General features: G+C 47.8%; 13 protein-coding genes, 2 rRNA genes and 1 riboswitch (1 of these 16 running past the window's edge). Of the genes, 4 read left to right on the forward strand and 11 right to left on the reverse strand.

The window, feature by feature from the left end; all coding sequences use genetic code 11:
- The first annotated feature begins 150 nt into the window (after positions 1 to 150).
- Positions 151 to 1029, forward strand: a complete 879-nt coding sequence (locus ACJJIY_RS21180; RefSeq protein ID WP_445358765.1) for a LysR family transcriptional regulator — start codon at positions 151 to 153, stop codon at positions 1027 to 1029.
- 33 nt (positions 1030 to 1062) lie between these two features.
- On the opposite strand, the gene ACJJIY_RS21185 is transcribed toward ACJJIY_RS21180, so the two are convergent.
- The 7 genes from ACJJIY_RS21185 to thiC all read right to left on the reverse strand — a co-directional run bounded on the left by ACJJIY_RS21185 (position 1063) and on the right by thiC (position 8196).
- On the reverse strand, positions 1063 to 1536 hold the full coding sequence (locus ACJJIY_RS21185; protein ID WP_108734073.1) for a Dps family protein: 474 nt from the start codon (positions 1534 to 1536) through the stop codon (positions 1063 to 1065).
- A 248-nt stretch (positions 1537 to 1784) separates the two neighbouring features.
- On the reverse strand, positions 1785 to 2534 hold the full coding sequence (locus tag ACJJIY_RS21190; RefSeq protein ID WP_445358766.1) for a HesA/MoeB/ThiF family protein: 750 nt from the start codon (positions 2532 to 2534) through the stop codon (positions 1785 to 1787).
- A complete protein-coding gene (thiE, locus tag ACJJIY_RS21195) occupies positions 2528 to 4081 on the reverse strand; it encodes a thiamine phosphate synthase (protein WP_445358767.1) in 1554 nt (517 codons plus the stop codon). Before thiE ends, ACJJIY_RS21190 begins: the two co-directional genes overlap by 7 nt.
- A 7-nt stretch (positions 4082 to 4088) precedes the next feature.
- Positions 4089 to 4895: a thiazole synthase gene (locus ACJJIY_RS21200; protein ID WP_445358768.1), complete on the reverse strand. Its 807-nt coding sequence runs from the start codon at positions 4893 to 4895 to the stop codon at positions 4089 to 4091.
- Between the two features lie 2 nt (positions 4896 to 4897).
- Complete coding sequence (gene thiS, locus ACJJIY_RS21205) at positions 4898 to 5098, reverse strand: sulfur carrier protein ThiS (RefSeq protein ID WP_445358769.1); 201 nt, start codon at positions 5096 to 5098, stop codon at positions 4898 to 4900.
- A complete protein-coding gene (gene thiO, locus ACJJIY_RS21210; protein ID WP_445358770.1) occupies positions 5098 to 6174 on the reverse strand; it encodes a glycine oxidase ThiO in 1077 nt (358 codons plus the stop codon). Before thiO ends, thiS begins: the two co-directional genes overlap by 1 nt.
- Positions 6175 to 6285: 111 nt before the next feature.
- Positions 6286 to 8196, reverse strand: coding sequence for a phosphomethylpyrimidine synthase ThiC (gene thiC / locus ACJJIY_RS21215; protein WP_445358771.1), 1911 nt, complete (start codon positions 8194 to 8196; stop codon positions 6286 to 6288).
- A gap of 85 nt (positions 8197 to 8281) precedes the next feature.
- Positions 8282 to 8380: riboswitch (TPP riboswitch) on the reverse strand.
- Positions 8381 to 8642: 262 nt separating this feature from the next.
- Between thiC and ACJJIY_RS21220 the strand changes: the two genes are divergently transcribed.
- The 3 genes from ACJJIY_RS21220 (at position 8643) to ACJJIY_RS21230 (ending at position 12690) form a co-directional block, all read left to right on the forward strand.
- On the forward strand, positions 8643 to 9569 hold the full coding sequence (locus ACJJIY_RS21220) for an SGNH/GDSL hydrolase family protein (protein WP_444893133.1): 927 nt from the start codon (positions 8643 to 8645) through the stop codon (positions 9567 to 9569).
- Between the two features lie 832 nt (positions 9570 to 10401).
- Positions 10402 to 11550: an SDR family oxidoreductase gene (locus ACJJIY_RS21225; RefSeq protein ID WP_445358772.1), complete on the forward strand. Its 1149-nt coding sequence runs from the start codon at positions 10402 to 10404 to the stop codon at positions 11548 to 11550.
- 24 nt (positions 11551 to 11574) lie between these two features.
- Entirely contained in the window at positions 11575 to 12690 is a 1116-nt protein-coding gene (locus ACJJIY_RS21230) for a DUF3419 family protein (protein WP_445358773.1), read from the forward strand.
- A 482-nt stretch (positions 12691 to 13172) separates the two neighbouring features.
- On the opposite strand, the gene ACJJIY_RS21235 is transcribed toward ACJJIY_RS21230, so the two are convergent.
- The 4 genes from ACJJIY_RS21235 to ACJJIY_RS21250 all read right to left on the reverse strand — a co-directional run.
- Positions 13173 to 14714, reverse strand: a complete 1542-nt coding sequence (locus tag ACJJIY_RS21235; protein WP_445358774.1) for a thioredoxin domain-containing protein — start codon at positions 14712 to 14714, stop codon at positions 13173 to 13175.
- Between the two features lie 435 nt (positions 14715 to 15149).
- On the reverse strand, positions 15150 to 17396 hold the full coding sequence (locus ACJJIY_RS21240; protein ID WP_445358775.1) for a hypothetical protein: 2247 nt from the start codon (positions 17394 to 17396) through the stop codon (positions 15150 to 15152).
- A gap of 508 nt (positions 17397 to 17904) precedes the next feature.
- Positions 17905 to 18020 (reverse strand): 5S ribosomal RNA (rrf, locus tag ACJJIY_RS21245).
- 201 nt (positions 18021 to 18221) lie between these two features.
- Positions 18222 to 19652 (reverse strand): 23S ribosomal RNA (locus ACJJIY_RS21250); it runs 1451 nt beyond the window's last position.

The following is a 19652-nucleotide window of genomic DNA, read 5'->3' on the forward strand; positions in this document are numbered from 1 at the left end:
GCTCATTATTGTGTTTTCAAATCGCCCTCTCGGGCACAAGGGGAGCAATCATGCCCTGCCCCACCACTTAAAACTATTTTAATCTTTTTTAGATTTGTTAAATAAAAGTTAACATAGCCAAATCCATCAATTCCCCAGGAACCTGCCGCTGTGAGTGCCACGATCAAACAACTACGCGCCTTTGTCACAGTGGCCCGCAGCCGCAGCCTGGCCCAAGCCAGCGCTCAGTTGCATACTTCCCAGCCAGCCCTGTCCATTGCCATCCGTAATCTGGAGGATGCGACTGGCGGTCCGCTTTTCAGTCGAGAAGCCCGCCAACTCACTCTCACCCCAGAGGGCGAGGAATTTCTCTCTCGCGCCGAACAACTATTGCACAACTGGGATCAATCCCTGGATGCGGTACAGCAGGCCTTTCGCCTGGAGCGTGGGCAGTTGCGCTTGGCAGTAATTCCCGCCTATGCGCTCAACCAACTCCCCCAATTATTAGCCAATTTTCACCGCCAACACCCACAAATCAATATCCTGCTGGAAGATGTGGTGATGGAGCGAGTAACCCAAGCGGTGCAAGATGGCCGGGCAGAGCTGGGCATCAGTTTTCGCCCCGAGGATTTAGGCGGGCTTGAGTTTGTGCCCCTACACCGAGATCGTTTTATCGCAGTCATACCACCCCAGCACCCCCTCAGCGAAAAAGGAAAAGTGCGCTGGAGTGACCTGGCCAGTTTTCCTTTTATTGCAATGAACCGCGGTTCAGCGGTGAGGCGCTGGACCGATGAGGCCTTCGGGCAAAGTGGCAAAGGCGTTCACTATATCTGCGAAGCTAATCAATTAAGCACAATCGGCCAGTTAGTACGTGCGGGAATGGGCATTAGTGCAGTACCGAGCTTGTGCGAAACACAGGTTCGGGAATATGGGCTGGAATACCTGCCACTATCGGCGCCAGTAGTGAGTCAGGAGGTGGGGATATTATTAAAGAGCCGAGGCACCTTGTCGGCACCAGCAACCGCGTTTTTATCCGCGATTACTGGTTGAGGTCTATAAAAGTGCCTCTACTTATTTGAGCAACTAGTGACTGCTGGTTGCGCGCAGCATCCAAGCCGTTTTCTCGTGAACTCTCATACGATCAGATACCAGGGCAACTGTGGATTCATCTTCTCCCGCCTGGGCATCTTTTAAAACTTCACGACAGGTTTTGATCACCTGTTCATGCCCTTTAGTGAGAATTTTTACCATTTCTTCCGCCGGTGGTACCTCAACAACTTCTTTGATGGAGCTGAGTTGGGCAAAAGCCTGGTAAGTACCGGGAGCGGAAACCCCGAGGGTGCGAATGCGCTCGGCAATATCATCCACTGCAGTGGCCAGCTCGGTGTAATGCTCTTCAAACATCAGGTGTAATTCGCGGAACAGAGGCCCAGTAACATTCCAGTGGAAGTTGTGGGTTTGCAGGTAAAGGGTGTAGCTATCTGCCAGCAAATGTTTCAAACCGGCAGCAATCTTTTCCCGATCCTTTTCACTGATACCAATATCGATTTTTTTCATAATACAAATCCCTCTTCCAAAAACTGTTGTCACCGAAATGGTTATAAGGCCATTTTGGTACCTTTATTCACTTCTCACAAGCTATCGAGCCAATAGCTTATTTATATAGACAAGTAAGATTTATAAGGTACAAAAATGGCGTGAATTTTAACCCGGCTATTGAAAGAAAATTTTGCGACAAGACATTGCCAATAAGGGACTCTCCAAATAAAACTATTTATCGAGACCCCCGCTGAAAACACAAGAAGTCAGGCACTACAAACCGGGCAATTACTATGGCTCGGCAGCTGCAAAGTTTGCAGAGCTAAGGTTTCCGTCTCGATTAAGTGCAATTTATTCAAGCTCGATACCGGCAAATCCATCAGGTATTTCATGGCCTCCAGAGCCTGCATGCTGCCAACCACACCCAGCGCCGGACCGATCACACCTGCTGTAGAGCAGTTCTGGACTTCAGCCTGCTCCTGGGGCGGAAACAGGCAGGCATAACAGGGACCTTTACCTTCAGAAAAATCAAAACTAATCAGCTGGCCGGAAAACCCCTGCACCGATGCCATTACCACCGGACACCCTACCTGATAACAAACCCGGTTGATCGTATGGCGGATTTCCAGGTTATCGGTGCAGTCCAACACCAGATCCACCTGTTTTACCTGCTCACGCAGCCAGGATTCATTCGCCATTTGGCTGTGGGGGTGAATGCGAATAGTTGGATTGGCCGCAGCCAATTGTTGTGCAGCCACCATGGCTTTGGATTTTCCCTGGTGATTGGTTTTGTACAAAACCTGGCGCTGTAAATTGGAGAGATCGATATGATCACCATCCACCAGATGCAACTCTCCAATACCGGCTGCGGCCAGATACATCGCTGCCGGGCTGCCGAGCCCACCTAAACCAACAATCATAATTCGCGCAGAAGACAGTTTTTTCTGCCCTTCTTCACCCACCTGGGGCAACATTATCTGGCGACTGTAACGCTGTAATTCCTTACTACTTAACATGGCTCTACTTCCGCATGCTTACCTTTCAACAGGACATTAAAATCGGCAACCGCCTGCTTGTAATCTTTTGCTTTAGTAATAGCGCTGACCACGGCGATACTGCCAACGCCGCTAGCGATAACCTCACTGGCTCGCTGCATATTAATACCACCAATTGCCACGAGTGGATAATCGGGCAATAGCGCGGCCATTCGCGCAAGTTTATGCACACCCTGCAACTGATCCGACATATCCTTGGTGTTGGTCGCATAAATTGCACCAATGGCCAGGTAACTGGGGCGATAACGGTAGGCCAACAGTAATTCATAGAAGCCGTGGGTACTGATACCCAGCTTCAATCCTGCCGCTTGAATTGCCCTCAGATCAGCAGACTGCAAATCCTCCTGGCCCAAATGCACGCCGTAGGCGCCGCACTCAATCGCCAACTGCCAGTAATCATTGATAAACAGGCGCAGGTTATATGTCCTGCCAATAGCCACTGCCCTCTCAATCTGTGCGCGCAGGTCCCCACCCGGATTCTTTATTCGCAGCTGTAAAGTACGCACCCCCAGCTCAGCCAGGCGCTGCAACCACTCCACTGTATCCACAACCGGATATAAACCCAATGCTTGAGAGTCTGTTTGGGCAAAACCTTGAACAAGAGGCTGGGCCGCACCAAAGCCATAATCCAGCGCACGCTCTTCTCCCGGTACCAAAATCTCCGGGAAGTCGATTAAATCCAGGGGCCAACCACAGTGGCCTACAGGTCCAGCACCAGCTCCGATATGTGCATTATTTCCCCGGCGCAAGCCCCGCTGTACATAGGCTTTACCCACAACGCAGGCATCTCGCAACGGGTAGCCCAAAGCGCGACAAGCGGCTATAGCGGAGGAGAGGGTGCAGCCAGTGCCATGTGTGCCTGCACTGGACACTTCCCGACCAATAAACCAATCGGCTTTTTCACCATCCCACAGTAAGTCGGAAACTTCTCCCGCACGCAATTGCGTATGGCCGCCGGTAACCAAAATTGCGGTACCGCCGTGGGCGTGCAACTGACGCGCAGCTTGCACAATAGATTCCGCACCCGTGACACTGGCTCCGGTAAGCCATTCCAATTCATGTAAATTGGGAGTGACCAGATCACACTGTGGCATCAACTGAGCCAACACCGTTGCGGTAATATTCCCTTCGGTGAGCCCGGCTCCGTTGGTGGCAACAGCAACCGGGTCGTAAATAACCGGAACCGGCTGCACCGCTTGCAGCTGGCGCAGGAAATCTGCCACCGCAACAACTTGTTCAGCATTCGCTAGCAGACCGATTTTAATTGCGGCAGGAAATAGATCCCGCTGTAAAGCCTGTAACTGAGAACCCAAGACCTCTAGGGAAACTGCATTAATTGCAGTAACTTCCACCGTATTCTGTGCAGTATTGGCCGTGATAGCACTACAACCATGGCAGCCGAGGTCGGCAAAAGTCGGCAGGTCCGCCTGAATGCCGGCGCCACCGCCGGAGTCACTGCCGGCAATGGTCCAGACAATTGGCTTTTTCAATTGGAGTTGATCGCGCATAAAAATACTAATCCTGCAATATGCTCTCTGCCTGCTGCCAGAAAGGCATATCCAGGGTGGGGGTGCTGGGGCTGGCAGTTTGACGCCTGAGCATCAAGCCGGCATTAAAGGCGGCGCGCCCGGATTCCACAGCCAGTTTGAAAGCATTAGCCATCAGTACCGGATCCTGGGCTTTTGCAATCGCGGTATTCAATAACACCGCATCAAAGCCCATCTCCAGCGCTTCTGCCGCCTGTGATGGCGCACCGATTCCGGCGTCAATAATAAGCGGTACATCACTCAGGCGCTCGCGCAGTGTTTGCAGGTTATATTTATTGAGCAGTCCCTGCCCGGTTCCGATGGGAGCCCCCCAGGGCATTAATACCTCGCAACCCACATCCAAAAGTTTTCGACACAGAACCAGGTCATCTGTGCAATAAGGCAAAACCTTGAAGCCTAACTGAATTAATTCCCGTGCAGCTTCTACCAGACCAAAGGGGTCTGGCTGCAAATTGTAATCATCACCAATTACTTCCAGCTTGAGCCAATCGGTCTGGAAAATTTCCTGGGACATTTTTGCCAGCTCCACCGCTTCTCGCGGCGATTTACAACCGGCGGTATTGGGCAACAACTGACAACCGGACTCGCGAATATAATCCCAAAATCGATTGTCCTGCTGCTGTGCCGGATTTTGCCGGCGAAGAGACAAAGTAATAATTTTTGAAGCTGAGGCTTGCACGGATTCGCGCATAATCGCTGGGGAGGGATACAGGGCGGTGCCCACCAAAAGCCGGCTGTTAAATGTTTTTCCGTAAAGTGTTAATAGATCGCTCACCTTTACCCCCCCACTACCGGAGCAACAATATCCAGGCTATCGCCGTTATTTATCTGTGTATTGCTATATTCCGTACGGGGAATAAATCCACCGTTGACCGCAACGGCAAACGTTTCTCCGCGATAGCCGAGCTGCTGTAAAAGCGCAGAGAGTTTTAGCGGGGATTCAAGGCTCTGTGTTTCCCCATTAATTAGTACCTGCATCAAACCACCTGTAACAGTTGTTGTGCCACTTGATTCTCCACTTGCTCCACTACTGCCGGCGCTAAAAGATAACCGTGACGGTAAAGGCCATTCACCCTAATCAGCCCGTCCTCGCTGTGGATATAAGGCATGTTATCCATAGTGGCGGGGCGACAATTTACGCGGGTCTCAACAATACGAGCCTCGGCAAAAGCCGGGTTGAGGGAGTAAAGCGCGGAAGACAATTCCATACTGGAGCGCACGGAAATGGGCGACTGGTCTTCACTCTCAATTTCCGTGGCGCCAATTACTGTGCGTCCATCGCTTCGGGGTACAGCATAGAGCTTATAGCGCGGGTGGAGCAGGCGCACTGGACGCTGCAAAACCACTTCCCGGGATTCCACCACCATCACCTCACCACGGACACCGCGTAAGCCTTCAATCTGCCCCTTGGCACCGAGACCACGGCAGTCGATCACGCAATCAAATTGTTCGCACTCCGAGTTCACAGAGATATACCCGGCTTTGCAATTTACCTTGCTGTGCTCTCGCAGAGTGACTGCACTTCGGCGCAATACGCTGAGTAACGCAGGCAATAAGCGGTGATTATTGATATCCGCCTCACCCCGCAGGTAAAGCCCCTGTTCAAAGCCGTGTAAGGCGGGCTCTAATTTCGCTAAAGTATTACAATCGAGGGGCTGCACCTGCTCCCTGGCAGACTCGCCCAACTTGCCCTGCAGCTCCCGCAGGAATTGCAGCAGCTCACTTTTATCCTTGCCGTGAGCAACCAGGACTGAGCCCGCTCGGCGGTATTCCACGTCCCGCCCGCTCTGCTCCTCCAGCTGCCGAGCCCACTCAGACCAAATCTCAAGGCTTTTCAGCCCCAGGTTGTAAACCTGTTTATCGCTGTGCACCAATTCCGATAGTGGTGAGATCATTCCCGCTGCCGTCCAGCAAGCTCCCCCGACTGGTGCCGACAGATCACCCGCTTCAAACAGGGTGATATCCAGTTCCCGTTGGCAGAGCCGCCAGGCGAGCAAGCGACCTAACAGGCCGCCACCGGCGATAGCTACTTTGGCTTTGGTTTCGCTTGTCACAGACCACCTATCTTCGCAAATCCAAATCGACACCCAGCGATATGCGCTATGCACTCGCCATACTTTTGCTATCCGATTTTTGGGGGAGAGGACTCTCCCCCAAAATACTCATCAGCCCTTGTGATAAATCTCGCTACCCATGTCCTTAAATTTAATCGACATTTCCTCCATGCCCTGTGCCGCTTCCTGCTTGGCCGCATAATCGCGCACATCCTGGGTGATTTTCATGGAGCAGAATTTCGGGCCGCACATGGAGCAGAAGTGAGCTACCTTGCCGGATTCCTTTGGCAAGGTTTCATCGTGATAGGTGCGTGCCCGCTCCGGGTCCAAGCCGAGATTGAACTGGTCTTCCCAACGGAATTCAAAGCGGGCTTTTGACAGGGCGTCATCGCGCTTCTGTGCCCGCGGATGCCCTTTGGCCAAGTCTGCGGCATGAGCCGCAATCTTATAGGCCATAAGGCCCTCTTTAACATCCTCTTTATTGGGTAGGCCCAGGTGCTCTTTGGGGGTCACATAGCAGAGCATGGCGCAACCGTAGGTGCCGATAAGTGCAGCGCCGATGCCGGAAGTAATGTGGTCGTAGCCGGGAGCAATATCCGTGGTCAATGGACCTAGAGTGTAGAAAGGTGCGCCGTGGCAGTGCTTCAGCTGCTCATCCATATTTTCTTTGATCTTATGGATAGCCACATGACCGGGGCCTTCGATCATCGTCTGAACATCGTGCTTCCAGGCAATTTCAGTCAGCTCGCCAAGCGTGTGCAGCTCGCCAAACTGGGCTTCATCGTTAGCATCCGCAATTGAGCCCGGGCGCAGGCCATCACCGAGACTAAAGCTCACATCGTAAGCCTTCATAATCTCGCAGATTTCCTCGAAGTGGGTGTAGAGGAAATTCTCTTGGTGATGGGCGAGACACCATTTGGCCATAATGGAACCACCGCGAGAGACAATCCCGGTCATACGTTTGGCAGTGAGCGGCACATAGCGCAAAAGCACGCCAGCATGAATAGTGAAGTAATCCACCCCCTGCTCCGCCTGCTCAATCAAGGTGTCGCGGAACACATCCCAGTTAAGATCTTCAGCAATTCCGTTTACTTTCTCCAGCGCCTGGTAAATCGGCACAGTACCGATGGGCACTGGCGAGTTTCGCAGAATCCACTCGCGGGTTTCGTGGATATTGGCACCGGTAGACAGATCCATCACCGTGTCCGCGCCCCACTTGGTAGACCAAACCAGTTTCTCCACTTCCTCTTCAATGGAAGAAGTCACAGCAGAATTACCAATATTTGCATTCACCTTGCACAGGAAGTTGCGCCCGATAATCATCGGCTCCACTTCCGGGTGATTAATATTCGCCGGGATAATTGCCCGCCCCTCTGCAACTTCCCTGCGCACAAATTCAGGCGTGATTTGCTCGGGGATGTAAATACCATCACGTGCCTTCTGGTATTCACTTTCACTCATTTCCGCTGCCAACTTGGCTCGCCCCATATTTTCGCGCACTGCGATAAATTCCATCTCTGGGGTAATAATGCCGCGGCGGGCATAGTGCATCTGAGATACATTCAGTCCCGGTTTGGCCCGGCGAGGGCTGGGAAGGTTTTCAAAGCGGATATGATCCAGCCCCTGGTCCGCCATACGCTTCTGGCTATAGGCCGCCTGGCGAGAATCCAGCAGTTCGGTATCTCTGCGGGCCTCTATCCAGCCCTGACGCAATTTAGGCAGCCCTTCCCGTACATCCACTTTAAAATTAGGCTCGGAATAGGGTCCCGAAGTATCGTAAATGGTGAGGGGCTCATTGGGTTCAAACACCGGATTCTCTGCATCCCCCCCTACCAAACTATCTCCCAAACAGATCTGACGAGCACCGACCTGGATGTCGGCAGTTTCGCCGGGCAAATACACCTTGCTCGAGTTAGGGAAAGACTGAACCGTGAGATTCTCAAGAAATTCTTTAGCGGAATCGCGACTGGTAGCGCGGGAGGACTTTCCGGCTTTACCGGATTGTTCAATGATCTCAGACATGCGTAACCTTAAAACTTGGAAATTTAAAGGTCGCAGCATCCAGGGCACATACAAAGAGAAAAGACGCCAAACTGTAACAAAACAGGCGACTTCAGATCTTGTTCCCTACGCGGGGGTTACCCCGATCAGGTTCAACGGATCTCGCAACAGCGATCTCAGCCCACAGGCACTCCGACAAGTAGAGCGCAGTATAGTGGAAGCACCAGAAGAAGAACAGATGGCATAAAACTGTGCCAGAAAAACTAAAGCTTTGAAACGCCAATAAAGTAATCAATGCTCTCGGCGACAAAACTCCAACAGACTTCAATTTATTGATAACTGACCAAAGGGTCTCAAGCATTCACCACTCACAATATCTGAGTGCGTCCTACACTCCTTCTCGTTTACCGGAGCAGTAAATAAAACGATAACAACTTACGGCGAAAGTCGGTGTGGGAGAAAATACAATGTTGAATAAATATGGAGTTCTAGTAACGCTCTGTTTGAGTATCTTGTCGATACAGCCAGCAATGGCAGCCCCCTCCAAGTCTGTTGCTGCGGGTGACAGTATTACCATGGCATTCGGTGCAGACTGTACCCGCAATAAGTATTTCTGGGACCTGTTTTGTCTTCTCGGCGGGGACCAACCCGAGCATTCCTGGTTTGACGGCGACGACAATTCAGTGGAGAGTGTTCACGATAAATATAAAGTTAACTACCCCAATATGGCTGCCAATAAAAGTGCAGCGGAATCCGGTGCTGAGATGCGTAGTGGAGGCGACAATTTCTCCACTCAAGCCGATCGGATTCTATCCCAGAGCAATTTACCTGATCATGTCGAGGTAGTATTGGGCGGTAATGACATCTGTAACCGGGATTGCATTGATCCAGCCAACTGTAACGATCCACTCTACACCGATAGCGAGTGGCGCTCGGCAGTTCAAGCTGGACTGGACAAATTAGTCGATGGTCTCCCTAACGGCTCAACGATAGTACTCGGCTCAGTACCGCGAGTACACGATCTCCGGGCAGCGGGTCTGGATAAGCAAAGCGGTAATTCCCGCGTAGATTGCGAGAGTGTCTGGTCGACTTTCGGAATCTGCCGAATTGCAACAAATGGCGGCTCGATGAATGGAGAGAGCTTTGCCACTCGTTATAACGGAATAGCCGCAGCCCAACAACGTTATAATGAAATCCTTGTTGAGGAAGCAGAAAGTTACAACGGTATGAATGGGGTAGAAGTTGTTGCTGAATATACCGGTGAGGATCAGTTAAATGCCGGGACTTTTCAGTTCAATAAAGATGATATTGATGGTGGAGACTGTTTCCACCCAAGCATTCAAGGGCAAAATATTGTCGCTGACCTACTGTGGCAAGGAAATCCGGATAAATAAGTAACTTTTACTGCTCGGTAAATTCAGGGCCCGCAATAAAGTACCGCGGGCCCTATTCAATTCACTTACCTAAATCCTCATCAAAGTAACCACTCTCTTCAACCACATACTGCAATCTATGCGGCAAACCTTTTCTCATAAAGGCGACATCAATTACTTTTCCACTGGTAAGAGCACTCCACATCTTATTCTAGTCACAAGGCCCCTTAAGATAGTTGAAAGCGATCTCACAAACCAATTTATCCGTATTTAACTTGCTCACATATACATAAACCTTGACAAACCACTCGGGTCACCATGAATCCCAAAATTTGTTTACCCGTATTGACCTGGGTTAGAAAATCGGTTTAACGAAAGCTATTTATGTAATAAACACCAAGCCTTCCACAAACAACTGGGGCACAGAACTAATGAACTCAAGGCTCAAAGAAAAACACCTGAATCATTCCTGACCGCGACTGCTGGGGCAAGCGAATAAGCAGTCAGCATATGAACGAACTGCTCAGGTGTACTACAATTATTCAACGTCACTCGACTGAAACCCTATAGTTGGAGTTGGTGGTACAACTAACACGATGAGCAATCACATCGTGTTACGTCTAACACTCAATACTCTTCCTATTTCCATCTCTAACATATTAACCTCTGAAATCGGGTGGACAATTTCGCTATTTTAGTAACAGGTACGCTTATGAAAAAATCTATACTAGGACTCCTTTCGTATCTTTCAGTGGAAAATATAGCAATATGAAAGTAATTCCTGAAAGAACCACATTAATTACTTTATAGAAAAAGTTCTATTTCACCCGCCATGACTGACCCGCATGACTTAATGAATCAAGATCAATATCTTTTGAAAAGATTTTCTAAATTAAAAGAACTAAAAAGAATACAGATCATTGTCGGCGGTTTTGGCTTTATAGGCCAATACTTGACGTGGGGATTATTACGGAAAGGCTTTAATGTAGTTTTGATTGCTCGAAGTGACATCCACAATCGACTAGAACAACTCGAGCAAAAAAATAGTGCTGTCAATCCTATTTATAAGCTCGCAGAGAATGACTTCAATCGGCTTACAATCATACCTGGTGACTTGAACAAACCCAGCTTGGGGATGTCTTCTACACCTTACAGCCAATTATGCTCCTTACACATTGATTCCATATGGAATTGTGCAGCAGATATGCGTTACAGCTTTAGCAATTTGCAGCAAAGCATGAATACTAACGTCAATGGTGTAAAGCGACTCATTGACATCGCAGTAACAACCAAATGTCGACTCAATCAAATATCGACTAGCTTTATTGGCGGTAAGGACTACGCTAACGGGGAGACAATCGAGGAGATCCTCTATCAGCCAAAAGAGTTTTTTAACGCCTATGATTACACTAAAAATATGGCAGAAAACTTAATCTCGGCATCCAAAAACCTACAGTATACGATTTACAGGCCTACGATTGTTTTAGGTGACTCAGTGACCGGTTATACAGATTCCCAGTCTGGCTACTATGAATATGTGAAGCTGCTAAATCGATTAAAAGAAAAAAATGTAAAACTACCCATTCATTTAAAGTATCTTTCAGGTAGACCCATTAACATTATCCCTGTAGATGTTTGTTGCGATGCGATATTAAACATCTCAGACAATCATGAAACCACAGCAAGTCAATATTTTAACATTGCAGATTCCAAGCCAATGACAATCGATGACTTTGTTCAATTTAATCGGATTTATTTTAATCTAGACCTAAGACAGCTTCAAGATGATCACACAGCATTAAATAATTTGTCTGAATTGGAGAAGCGCCTACTTAAGATCATTAATAGAATGCAAAACGGTCCGTTTTTGAACAGTGACTTTAGATTTTGCAGTAAAAATAGCCAAAGAGTATTAGGCCACTCTGTACAAAACCAATGGCGCAATAGCAATAGCTACCTAACCAAGATTGTGGACTATTTTTTAAACCAAACAAGTTATTGAAACAACCCCCCAATCAAACATATCATGATTAGCCCCAATGACATATTACAATCCACTTACGCAAACAGAATCAGTTACTCCGGCCCAAATGAAGACTCCAGATCCGAATTAAAAGCCTTAAATATAAATGAAAATGACAATATTTTATGTGTTACTGGCGGCGGAGATCGCGTATTAAGCCTCTTGTTAGACAAACCTAAAAAAATAACCGCAATCGATCTAAACCCTTGCCAAAACCACCTCTTAGAACTTAAAAAAGCCGGAATACAGGAGTTAAATTATGAGGATTTCCTGAAATTTATAGGGATTCTTCCATGCAATAAAAGATTGCATACTTACAACAAAATAAAACATCACCTCTCAAAAGAAGCAGAATCATTTTGGACAGAAAATACAAAAACAATCAAGAGGGGAGCCATCTTCGAAGGAGCCTTTGAGAAACACTTTAAATTGATTAGTACCATCATTAAAACTATTCGCCCAAGCAAGATAAGAACGTTAGTCACATTCAAGAACATTGAAGAGCAACGTAAATTTGTTGAGCAAAAATGGAATAGCCCAGCCTGGAAACACTTTTTGCACTTTCTAACCAGCGAGTCTATCTTCAGGCTTTTCCTGAAAGACCCCGGATTCTACCAGCATGTTCCTCAACAAGTATCGATTCCCAAGTATTTGATAAGCAGGATGGATCACTCCCTAATGAATCACCTGATCCTTGAAAATTTCTTTATGACTTTCTTATTAACGGGAAAATATAACCCAGAACATGGACTACCTTTATATTTAGAGAAAAAAAATTATCCGGCAATAAAGGATGCATTAAATAACTCCATCATAGAAACAGTAACATCACCACTAGAAACATATTTAGATCGACTAGAAACCAAAATTGACAAATTTTCGATTTCTGATGTTTCCGCTTATCTCAACGAAGAAAAATTCATTTCCCTACTAAACTCAATACACTCAGCTGGCAATGAAAACTGTATATTATGTATGCGTCACTTTATTACAAAGAGAAGAATTCCCGATTTCTTTAAAAGTAAGTTTATTTTTAACCCGGCCTTAGAAGAAGAGCTTGGCAATAGCGATAGGTCTTTTGTTTACAGCTTTAACGTTGGCGTAAAATGTACCCGCTAGCTTTTCTCACTATTTCAACCATCATCGCCAATGTTTCAATATTAGACAAATTGAGTTAGCAACTACTTTTAGACTATCCTTCTGAAATTTAAGCCTCGAACATTGATAAACCAAGCAACTTTATAATTGAATGGTTCTTTTGACATCAAAGTCCCCCAAAATAAACACTCCAGCTTGCCACACAAAAGTAGCGGGAAACTAAATAATTACAGCCCCGCGCTACCATTTAAGATTTCACCACACTTCCCCAAGGAAACCGCAGGTTAATCTATGAGGGGTTATTTTGAGACCTAAAATAAGCCATTATCAGGAAAAACTCCCACCTCGACATAGGGCCGGTGACTCTATTGATCTATAACCGCCAGGCAAACCGGACAAGGGGGTATTGGCCTTGCGGAACTGTTTTTAACAACTGTCCTGCTAGCTACGTTATCACCATTTATACAAACCTAGTGATGACCAACGTCCCCTCGTATAACTGGCTATTTTGACTTTTCTTCAAAGTAGCCAAGCTCTTCAACCACATACTGTAATCGGTGCGGCAAACCTTTCCTCATAAAAGCTACATCTATTACCTTTCCACTGGCAAGGGCACTCCACAACCCATTTTGACCACTGTGAACCCAACTATCGTTGACTCTCAATAGTACATCATTATCCTCAAATCCCAACGCAGTAAAAAATTCATTGCCAGCCACACCCTCCAGACGTATCAAATGGTGCCCTTCAACTTTTAATTCCGCCTTGGTAAACTTGGCCTCTAAGGACTCCCGCTGCTCAAGATGTTTCGATAGCCACTCTTGTCCAAGAGTCAACACTCCCGCTGGCTCAATTAATTTTTTTCCTTCCTCACCATGAGGCTGTTCAATACGCTGGCGCAGTTCCTCAGTGTGCTGACGAGAATAAGTTAAAGACACCGTATTACCTTCCTCGCCTTGAAGCAATAAACGCTCCAGTGTGCCCTGATTGTTAATAACAGCATAGTTACCCTCCAAACGCCTTAAGGAAACATCTTTGAGAAGTGGCTGTCCCAAGGAATAATATCGAGCCTTCTGCCCCTCTACTTCTACTAGAGCTTTAGACTTGTTTTCTATACTCGATTCACTAATACCCACTAGAGCAAGAGGAAGATTCGTTACGGGAAGTCTATTTTTACTATTTCTCTGTTGCTCCCAGGTATGCTTTTGTTTTTGATCTATATTAAGTTTCGCCAACTCCCTTTCTACCCAATAAGAATACTGCTCAAAGGATCGCTTCCCCTTTAAGTAAAGTCCATTGATAAAAACCACCGGTACGTTTTTGAGCCCCAGCTGTAAAGCTGTTTCTTGATCCTTGAGGACTAGCGCCCTGTAACTTTCATCCTCTACACAATTTGCAAAGTAAGCGCTATCAACTGACAAGTGCTTGGCCGTCTGAATGTATGCGTTATCTCCTAAATTTGGGGTTCTTGCATAAAGAGCATCGTGGTACTCCCAGAAAGTATCTTGATCCCCAGCACATCGAGCGGAAACAGCCGCACTAACGCCCTCGCGGTGAAACTTTAAGGGAAAATCAAAATTAACCTGTCGCACCCAACCAGGATATTCACTTAGTAACTGCCTCAGTACAGGCTGGAAAGACTTACAGTGAGGGGACTGAAAAGAACAAAAAACGGCTACTGTTACAGGCGCTTCAGGATTACCGCGTACAGCCCTGTTCTCATAGGAGAGCTCGATGCGCGGCGGCTTAGGAACAGGCAGAAGAATTTCAACATCTGTACCAGCCCCTGAGGTTTCAGAAATAAATTCATGAAGCTTATTCAGGCGCAGCTTGTGTTCCATCTCCGCGATATCGTACAAAACAAACTGAAGATCTCTGTCCAGTTCTTGTACAGTAACTTCCCTCCCTCCTATTCTCGCAGCGACAGCATGCTGATCAGCTACCCTACCCCCTGCAATCGCTTTCGTGTCCTCGGCGCAACCATTAATTACACCCAAACTCCCGGAAACCATTAAAATTATTAAAATGCGTCCTAGCCCATTCACTGGCAATTCTCCTTTTACCGGTTTTGACCAATCTTACCGCCCAATTCTCAATTCAGCCTCTTACATCGAGGCTTGTCGCTGCTGCAATCACAAAATGGGAACTAGACATGCTTTTTGGCACCAGAGCCAACAATCTAGAGGTAGGAGAAGCAATTACTTCCCACTGAGAAGGAAGAAAGTTGGGAGAAAGAGTGAGTGAGGATGCTCTAGAAAGACGCCACATGCACCCATGAAGTAAAGCTATCCATTACGCTTCCCAAGTCCGGCATGGCCCAACGAGACCTATACTGAGCTAGTCGCAAGATTCATTATCACATTTCCTGCTTACTAAGGTTAAAGAAAACTAATTTGTGGCAAATCTCAATTTTGCCCCTCCGAAATGAAACCGGGCCGCTATTGCGGCCCGGTAGATATCAAAGTCGTGGTCACGCCACCTTATTCACATCGAGAATCATCTGGCGAGTTAACACACAGGTCGTAGGCGCATGAGAATTGAAAGCGGCTACTTGCGCCAGCGCCCGAACTGCCTTCTTGCGCTGGAACATTAACCGTAACCTTTACGAAATCAGCCCCCTCTGGTACGGCGCCATTAGGGGCATTCACGGTGATGTCAACTATGCTAGGCCCTTGGGCGCTAGTATTTCCAACTGCCCAGGCCTCAGGCCACACTTCGCAATAATCCGATTCAATATTAACCGTCGTCCCCAGAGGTAAGCGGCCGTTGTAAATATCAGAAAGATAGAAATTTACTGTTCCAGTTTCATCGCTAGAAATATCGATATGAGGCTGATCAAGGAAATCACCAGCAGCGGTTTCAAATATCCCGTATGGCTGATCTCCCGAAACCAGGAGCTCTACCTGCTTACGTACATGAATCAGCTCTTTAGAGCAACTTCCATCTGCCTCTGCCTCATCTGAACAGAGAACACCATTGTAAATGCCATTACCCTGATCGTAGACTCCATTATTGTTCAAATCAGCAGGCCAGTCTTCATCGCCAGCCACCTCGGGGCAATCTGGGTAGCAACTACCAACGTTGCCAGAGTTCCCGAACTCTCCATCTTCATTGTGGTCCAAAAATGCCTCTGGTAAATCGGTAAAGTCTTCGCCAGTATCAAAGCGTCCATTACCGTTGGCATCAGTAAAAGTTTCTTGCCCAAACGCATATGCGAGAATTGTTGAGCGAGCTCCATACGGCTGCCCTAAAGACACCGGGCATGGAGCACCCAAAAACCCAGTTTCGGGGCAGATCGTGTTATTAATGGTTCGAACCGAATGGGTTTGACCGTCAACACCAACAAATGTATAGGACTCGGGCTTGCGGGGGTCCTGACTAGTCCAATCTACTGAGCAGTTGCCATCAATCGTGGTGCAAGATCCAGTTATACGTCCATACTCTGTTGTAAAAGTAATTGCAGTTCCATCGGGAACCTTATTATTAAAGGCATCACCAGCGTAAACAGTAATTGTTGAGGTTGCGCCGTTAAAGGTATCGCCACCTGGGTTTAAAACAGTAGCAGCCACATCAAAAGAATTTTGGTCAGGGATACCTACAGAGACCACCAACTCATCAGATACGGTGGATGCAACCTCCTCCCCATCGACGGTTATGGAGGCTACTACTGAAACCGGCGTCGCTACAGTACCAGAAGAAACCAGTGCCGTTACTTCACCATCCGCATTAGTCGTACCGGAATCGTTAGTAAGAGTTGCATCACCTACTTCTGTGGACAAAGCAAAATTAACTTCAACTCCACTTATTGGCAGGTCATCCATGCTTAAAACCTGAAAAAGCAGCGTTGATGTTTCCTTACCGCCAGTACCTTTAATAGAGATTATCCTAGGATCTGCGCCTACAAACTCAATAGAGCCAACCTCTGCAGCCTTCACATCAAGCTTTCCGCTAGCCGATATGCTCGGATAATTCACTAATGCTGCCGTAATACTATCCTCACCCTCACAGCCCGCAGCCGTATATGTTGAGGTAGCCTTACCTTCTATAGTCGTAACCGGGGAGTCAAGGGTTGCAACAGCTGGTAGACTCAAACTGCAATTGCTTGAGAATTCCACTTCCATTCGCTTCGAGTAGAGGTCGCCATCAGGACCTTGTACGTAGACGCTAACAGGCGTGGTGCCTCTAGAGGATAAATTCTGGACAGTAATATCCAGCTCACCAGTTACAAACTGCTGATTGCCATCTAAATAACCCAATTGCAATTCGGGCTCTTGAACTGTGAATGTGAGCGGCGAGTAAGGGTTCTGATCCGTACTGGTGCTATCATAGGTTACAATAACTTCTCCAGCACTCCCTACTTCCTGCCCTTCAACATCCAACTCTAAAGTTGCAACGCCACTGTCATTAGTCGTCACAACTCCACTACTAGGGGTCAACTCACCTAAAGTTGTTGTGACTGTAATATTGTCAGAAGCAACAGGATCTCCATTGTCAAGCTTGACCGTAACTTGGACAAGCACCGGCTCTTCTGGATTTGGATTTTGGAGAATCTCACCAGTTTCTAAGTCATGCAGCTCGACATCAATGCTATAAGAGACTGGTTCCGGCGTGGTACCGCCATCATCACCGCCGGCACTACCGCCGCCGCCGCAAGCGGTCAGTGAAACAGCAACGGTCATCAATAGAAGCCATCGCAAAATTGATTGGTACAGCGTAAGAATGTGCATCTAAATTTCCTTCAATATTTTTAGCGCCCAGCGGCGGTAGCCATCATCTCTCAATCGGGTATTTATATTTTTTCCCGATACGGCTTAATGCGTCTTTAGCCATCGTCGACTACTCACCCAAGCCAGAAGTCAACTTTTGCACCTATGGTATCTAGCGCAAGAGTTGCTCAAAAAAGCATCACCTCAGTGAGCAAGAAGAGGCAACGGGCGACTATCCAGAATCAATGGAATAAAATCAAGTTTTTTACATCCATCTTGCACCATTGTTCTATAAAAAATTGACCGCTAAGAAATTAATGTGATTTATAAATTTTTTCCTTGAATTTTCTTGATACAAGTCAGAGCTTTTAGATTGTTAATCAGATATTGAACGTGCCGAGATCTACGTTGTATAGCGAGCAAAACTCAGCATGTTGGGGCGGGGCTTTTCTATTTTCTTTATTTTTTGAAATATTTTTCAGCCATAAAAAAAGGGCCACCCTGTTGGGTGGCCCTTTTCGGATTAGAAGCCTGACGATGACCTACTCTCACATGGGGAAGCCCCACACTACCATCGGCGATGTTGCGTTTCACTTCTGAGTTCGGCAAGGGATCAGGTGGTTCCACAACTCTATTGTCGTCAGGCAAACTGGCTTGGGTTGGCATTGGTCTTATAAGCAAAGTGCTTGGCCTGCCGTGTTATCGCTGTTTGCCTTGGTCATTATTGACCGGCGATAACCCCAAATAAGTCGGTAAAACAATCTGTAGTAATACACCGCAAGGGATCGTATGTCTCTAACTCACAATCCGCTAGCTTAGCTAGTCGTTAGTAACCATCTCTGTTGTATGGTCAAGCCGCACGGGCAATTAGTACTGGTTAGCTCAACGCCTCACAACGCTTCCACACCCAGCCTATCAACGTGGTAGTCTTCCACGGCCCTTCAGGAGGCTCAAGGCCTCAGGGAGATCTTATCTTGAAGGAGGCTTCCCGCTTAGATGCTTTCAGCGGTTATCCCGTCCGAACATAGCTACCCGGCAATGCCACTGGCGTGACAACCGGAACACCAGAGGTTCGTTCACTCCGGTCCTCTCGTACTAGGAGCAACTCTTCTCAAATCTCCAACGCCCACGGCAGATAGGGACCGAACTGTCTCACGACGTTCTAAACCCAGCTCGCGTACCACTTTAAATGGCGAACAGCCATACCCTTGGGACCGGCTTCAGCCCCAGGATGTGATGAGCCGACATCGAGGTGCCAAACACCGCCGTCGATGTGAACTCTTGGGCGGTATCAGCCTGTTATCCCCGGAGTACCTTTTATCCGTTGAGCGATGGCCCTTCCATACAGAACCACCGGATCACTATGACCTACTTTCGTACCTGCTCGACATGTCTGTCTCGCAGTCAAGCGCACTTATACCATTATGCTCATTGCATGATTTCCGACCATGCTGAGTGCACCTTCGTACTCCTCCGTTACTCTTTGGGAGGAGACCGCCCCAGTCAAACTACCCACCATACACTGTCCTCGATCCGGATAACGGACCAGAGTTAGAACCTCAAACATACCAGGGTGGTATTTCAAGGACGGCTCCACAACAACTAGCGTCGCTGCTTCAAAGCCTCCCACCTATCCTACACAAATAGGCTCAAAGTTCAGTGCAAAGCTGTAGTAAAGGTTCACGGGGTCTTTCCGTCTAGCCGCGGGTACACTGCATCTTAACAGCGATTTCAATTTCACTGAGTCTCTGGTGGAGACAGCGTGGCCATCGTTACGCCATTCGTGCAGGTCGGAACTTACCCGACAAGGAATTTCGCTACCTTAGGACCGTTATAGTTACGGCCGCCGTTTACCGGGGCTTCGATCAAGAGCTTCGCCGAAGCTAACCCCATCAATTAACCTTCCGGCACCGGGCAGGCGTCACACCCTATACGTCCTCTTACGAGTTTGCAGAGTGCTATGTTTTTAATAAACAGTCGCAGCCACCTGGTCACTTCGACCGGCCTCAGCTTAGGGAGCAAGTCCCATCACCAAAACCGGCGTACCTTCTCCCGAAGTTACGGTACCATTTTGCCTAGTTCCTTCACCAGAGTTCTCTCAAGCGCCTTGGTATTCTCTACCTGACCACCTGTGTCGGTTTAGAGTACGATTCACTATTACCTGAAGCTTAGAAGTTTTTCCTGGAAGCAGGGCATCAACCACTTCACCCACTAAGTGGGCTTCGTCATCAGTTCTCAGCCTTAGGGACCCGGATTTGCCTAAGTCCCCAGCCTACA

The sequence above is a fragment of the Microbulbifer maximicatervae (SeqCode) genome (genome assembly GCF_052468155.1).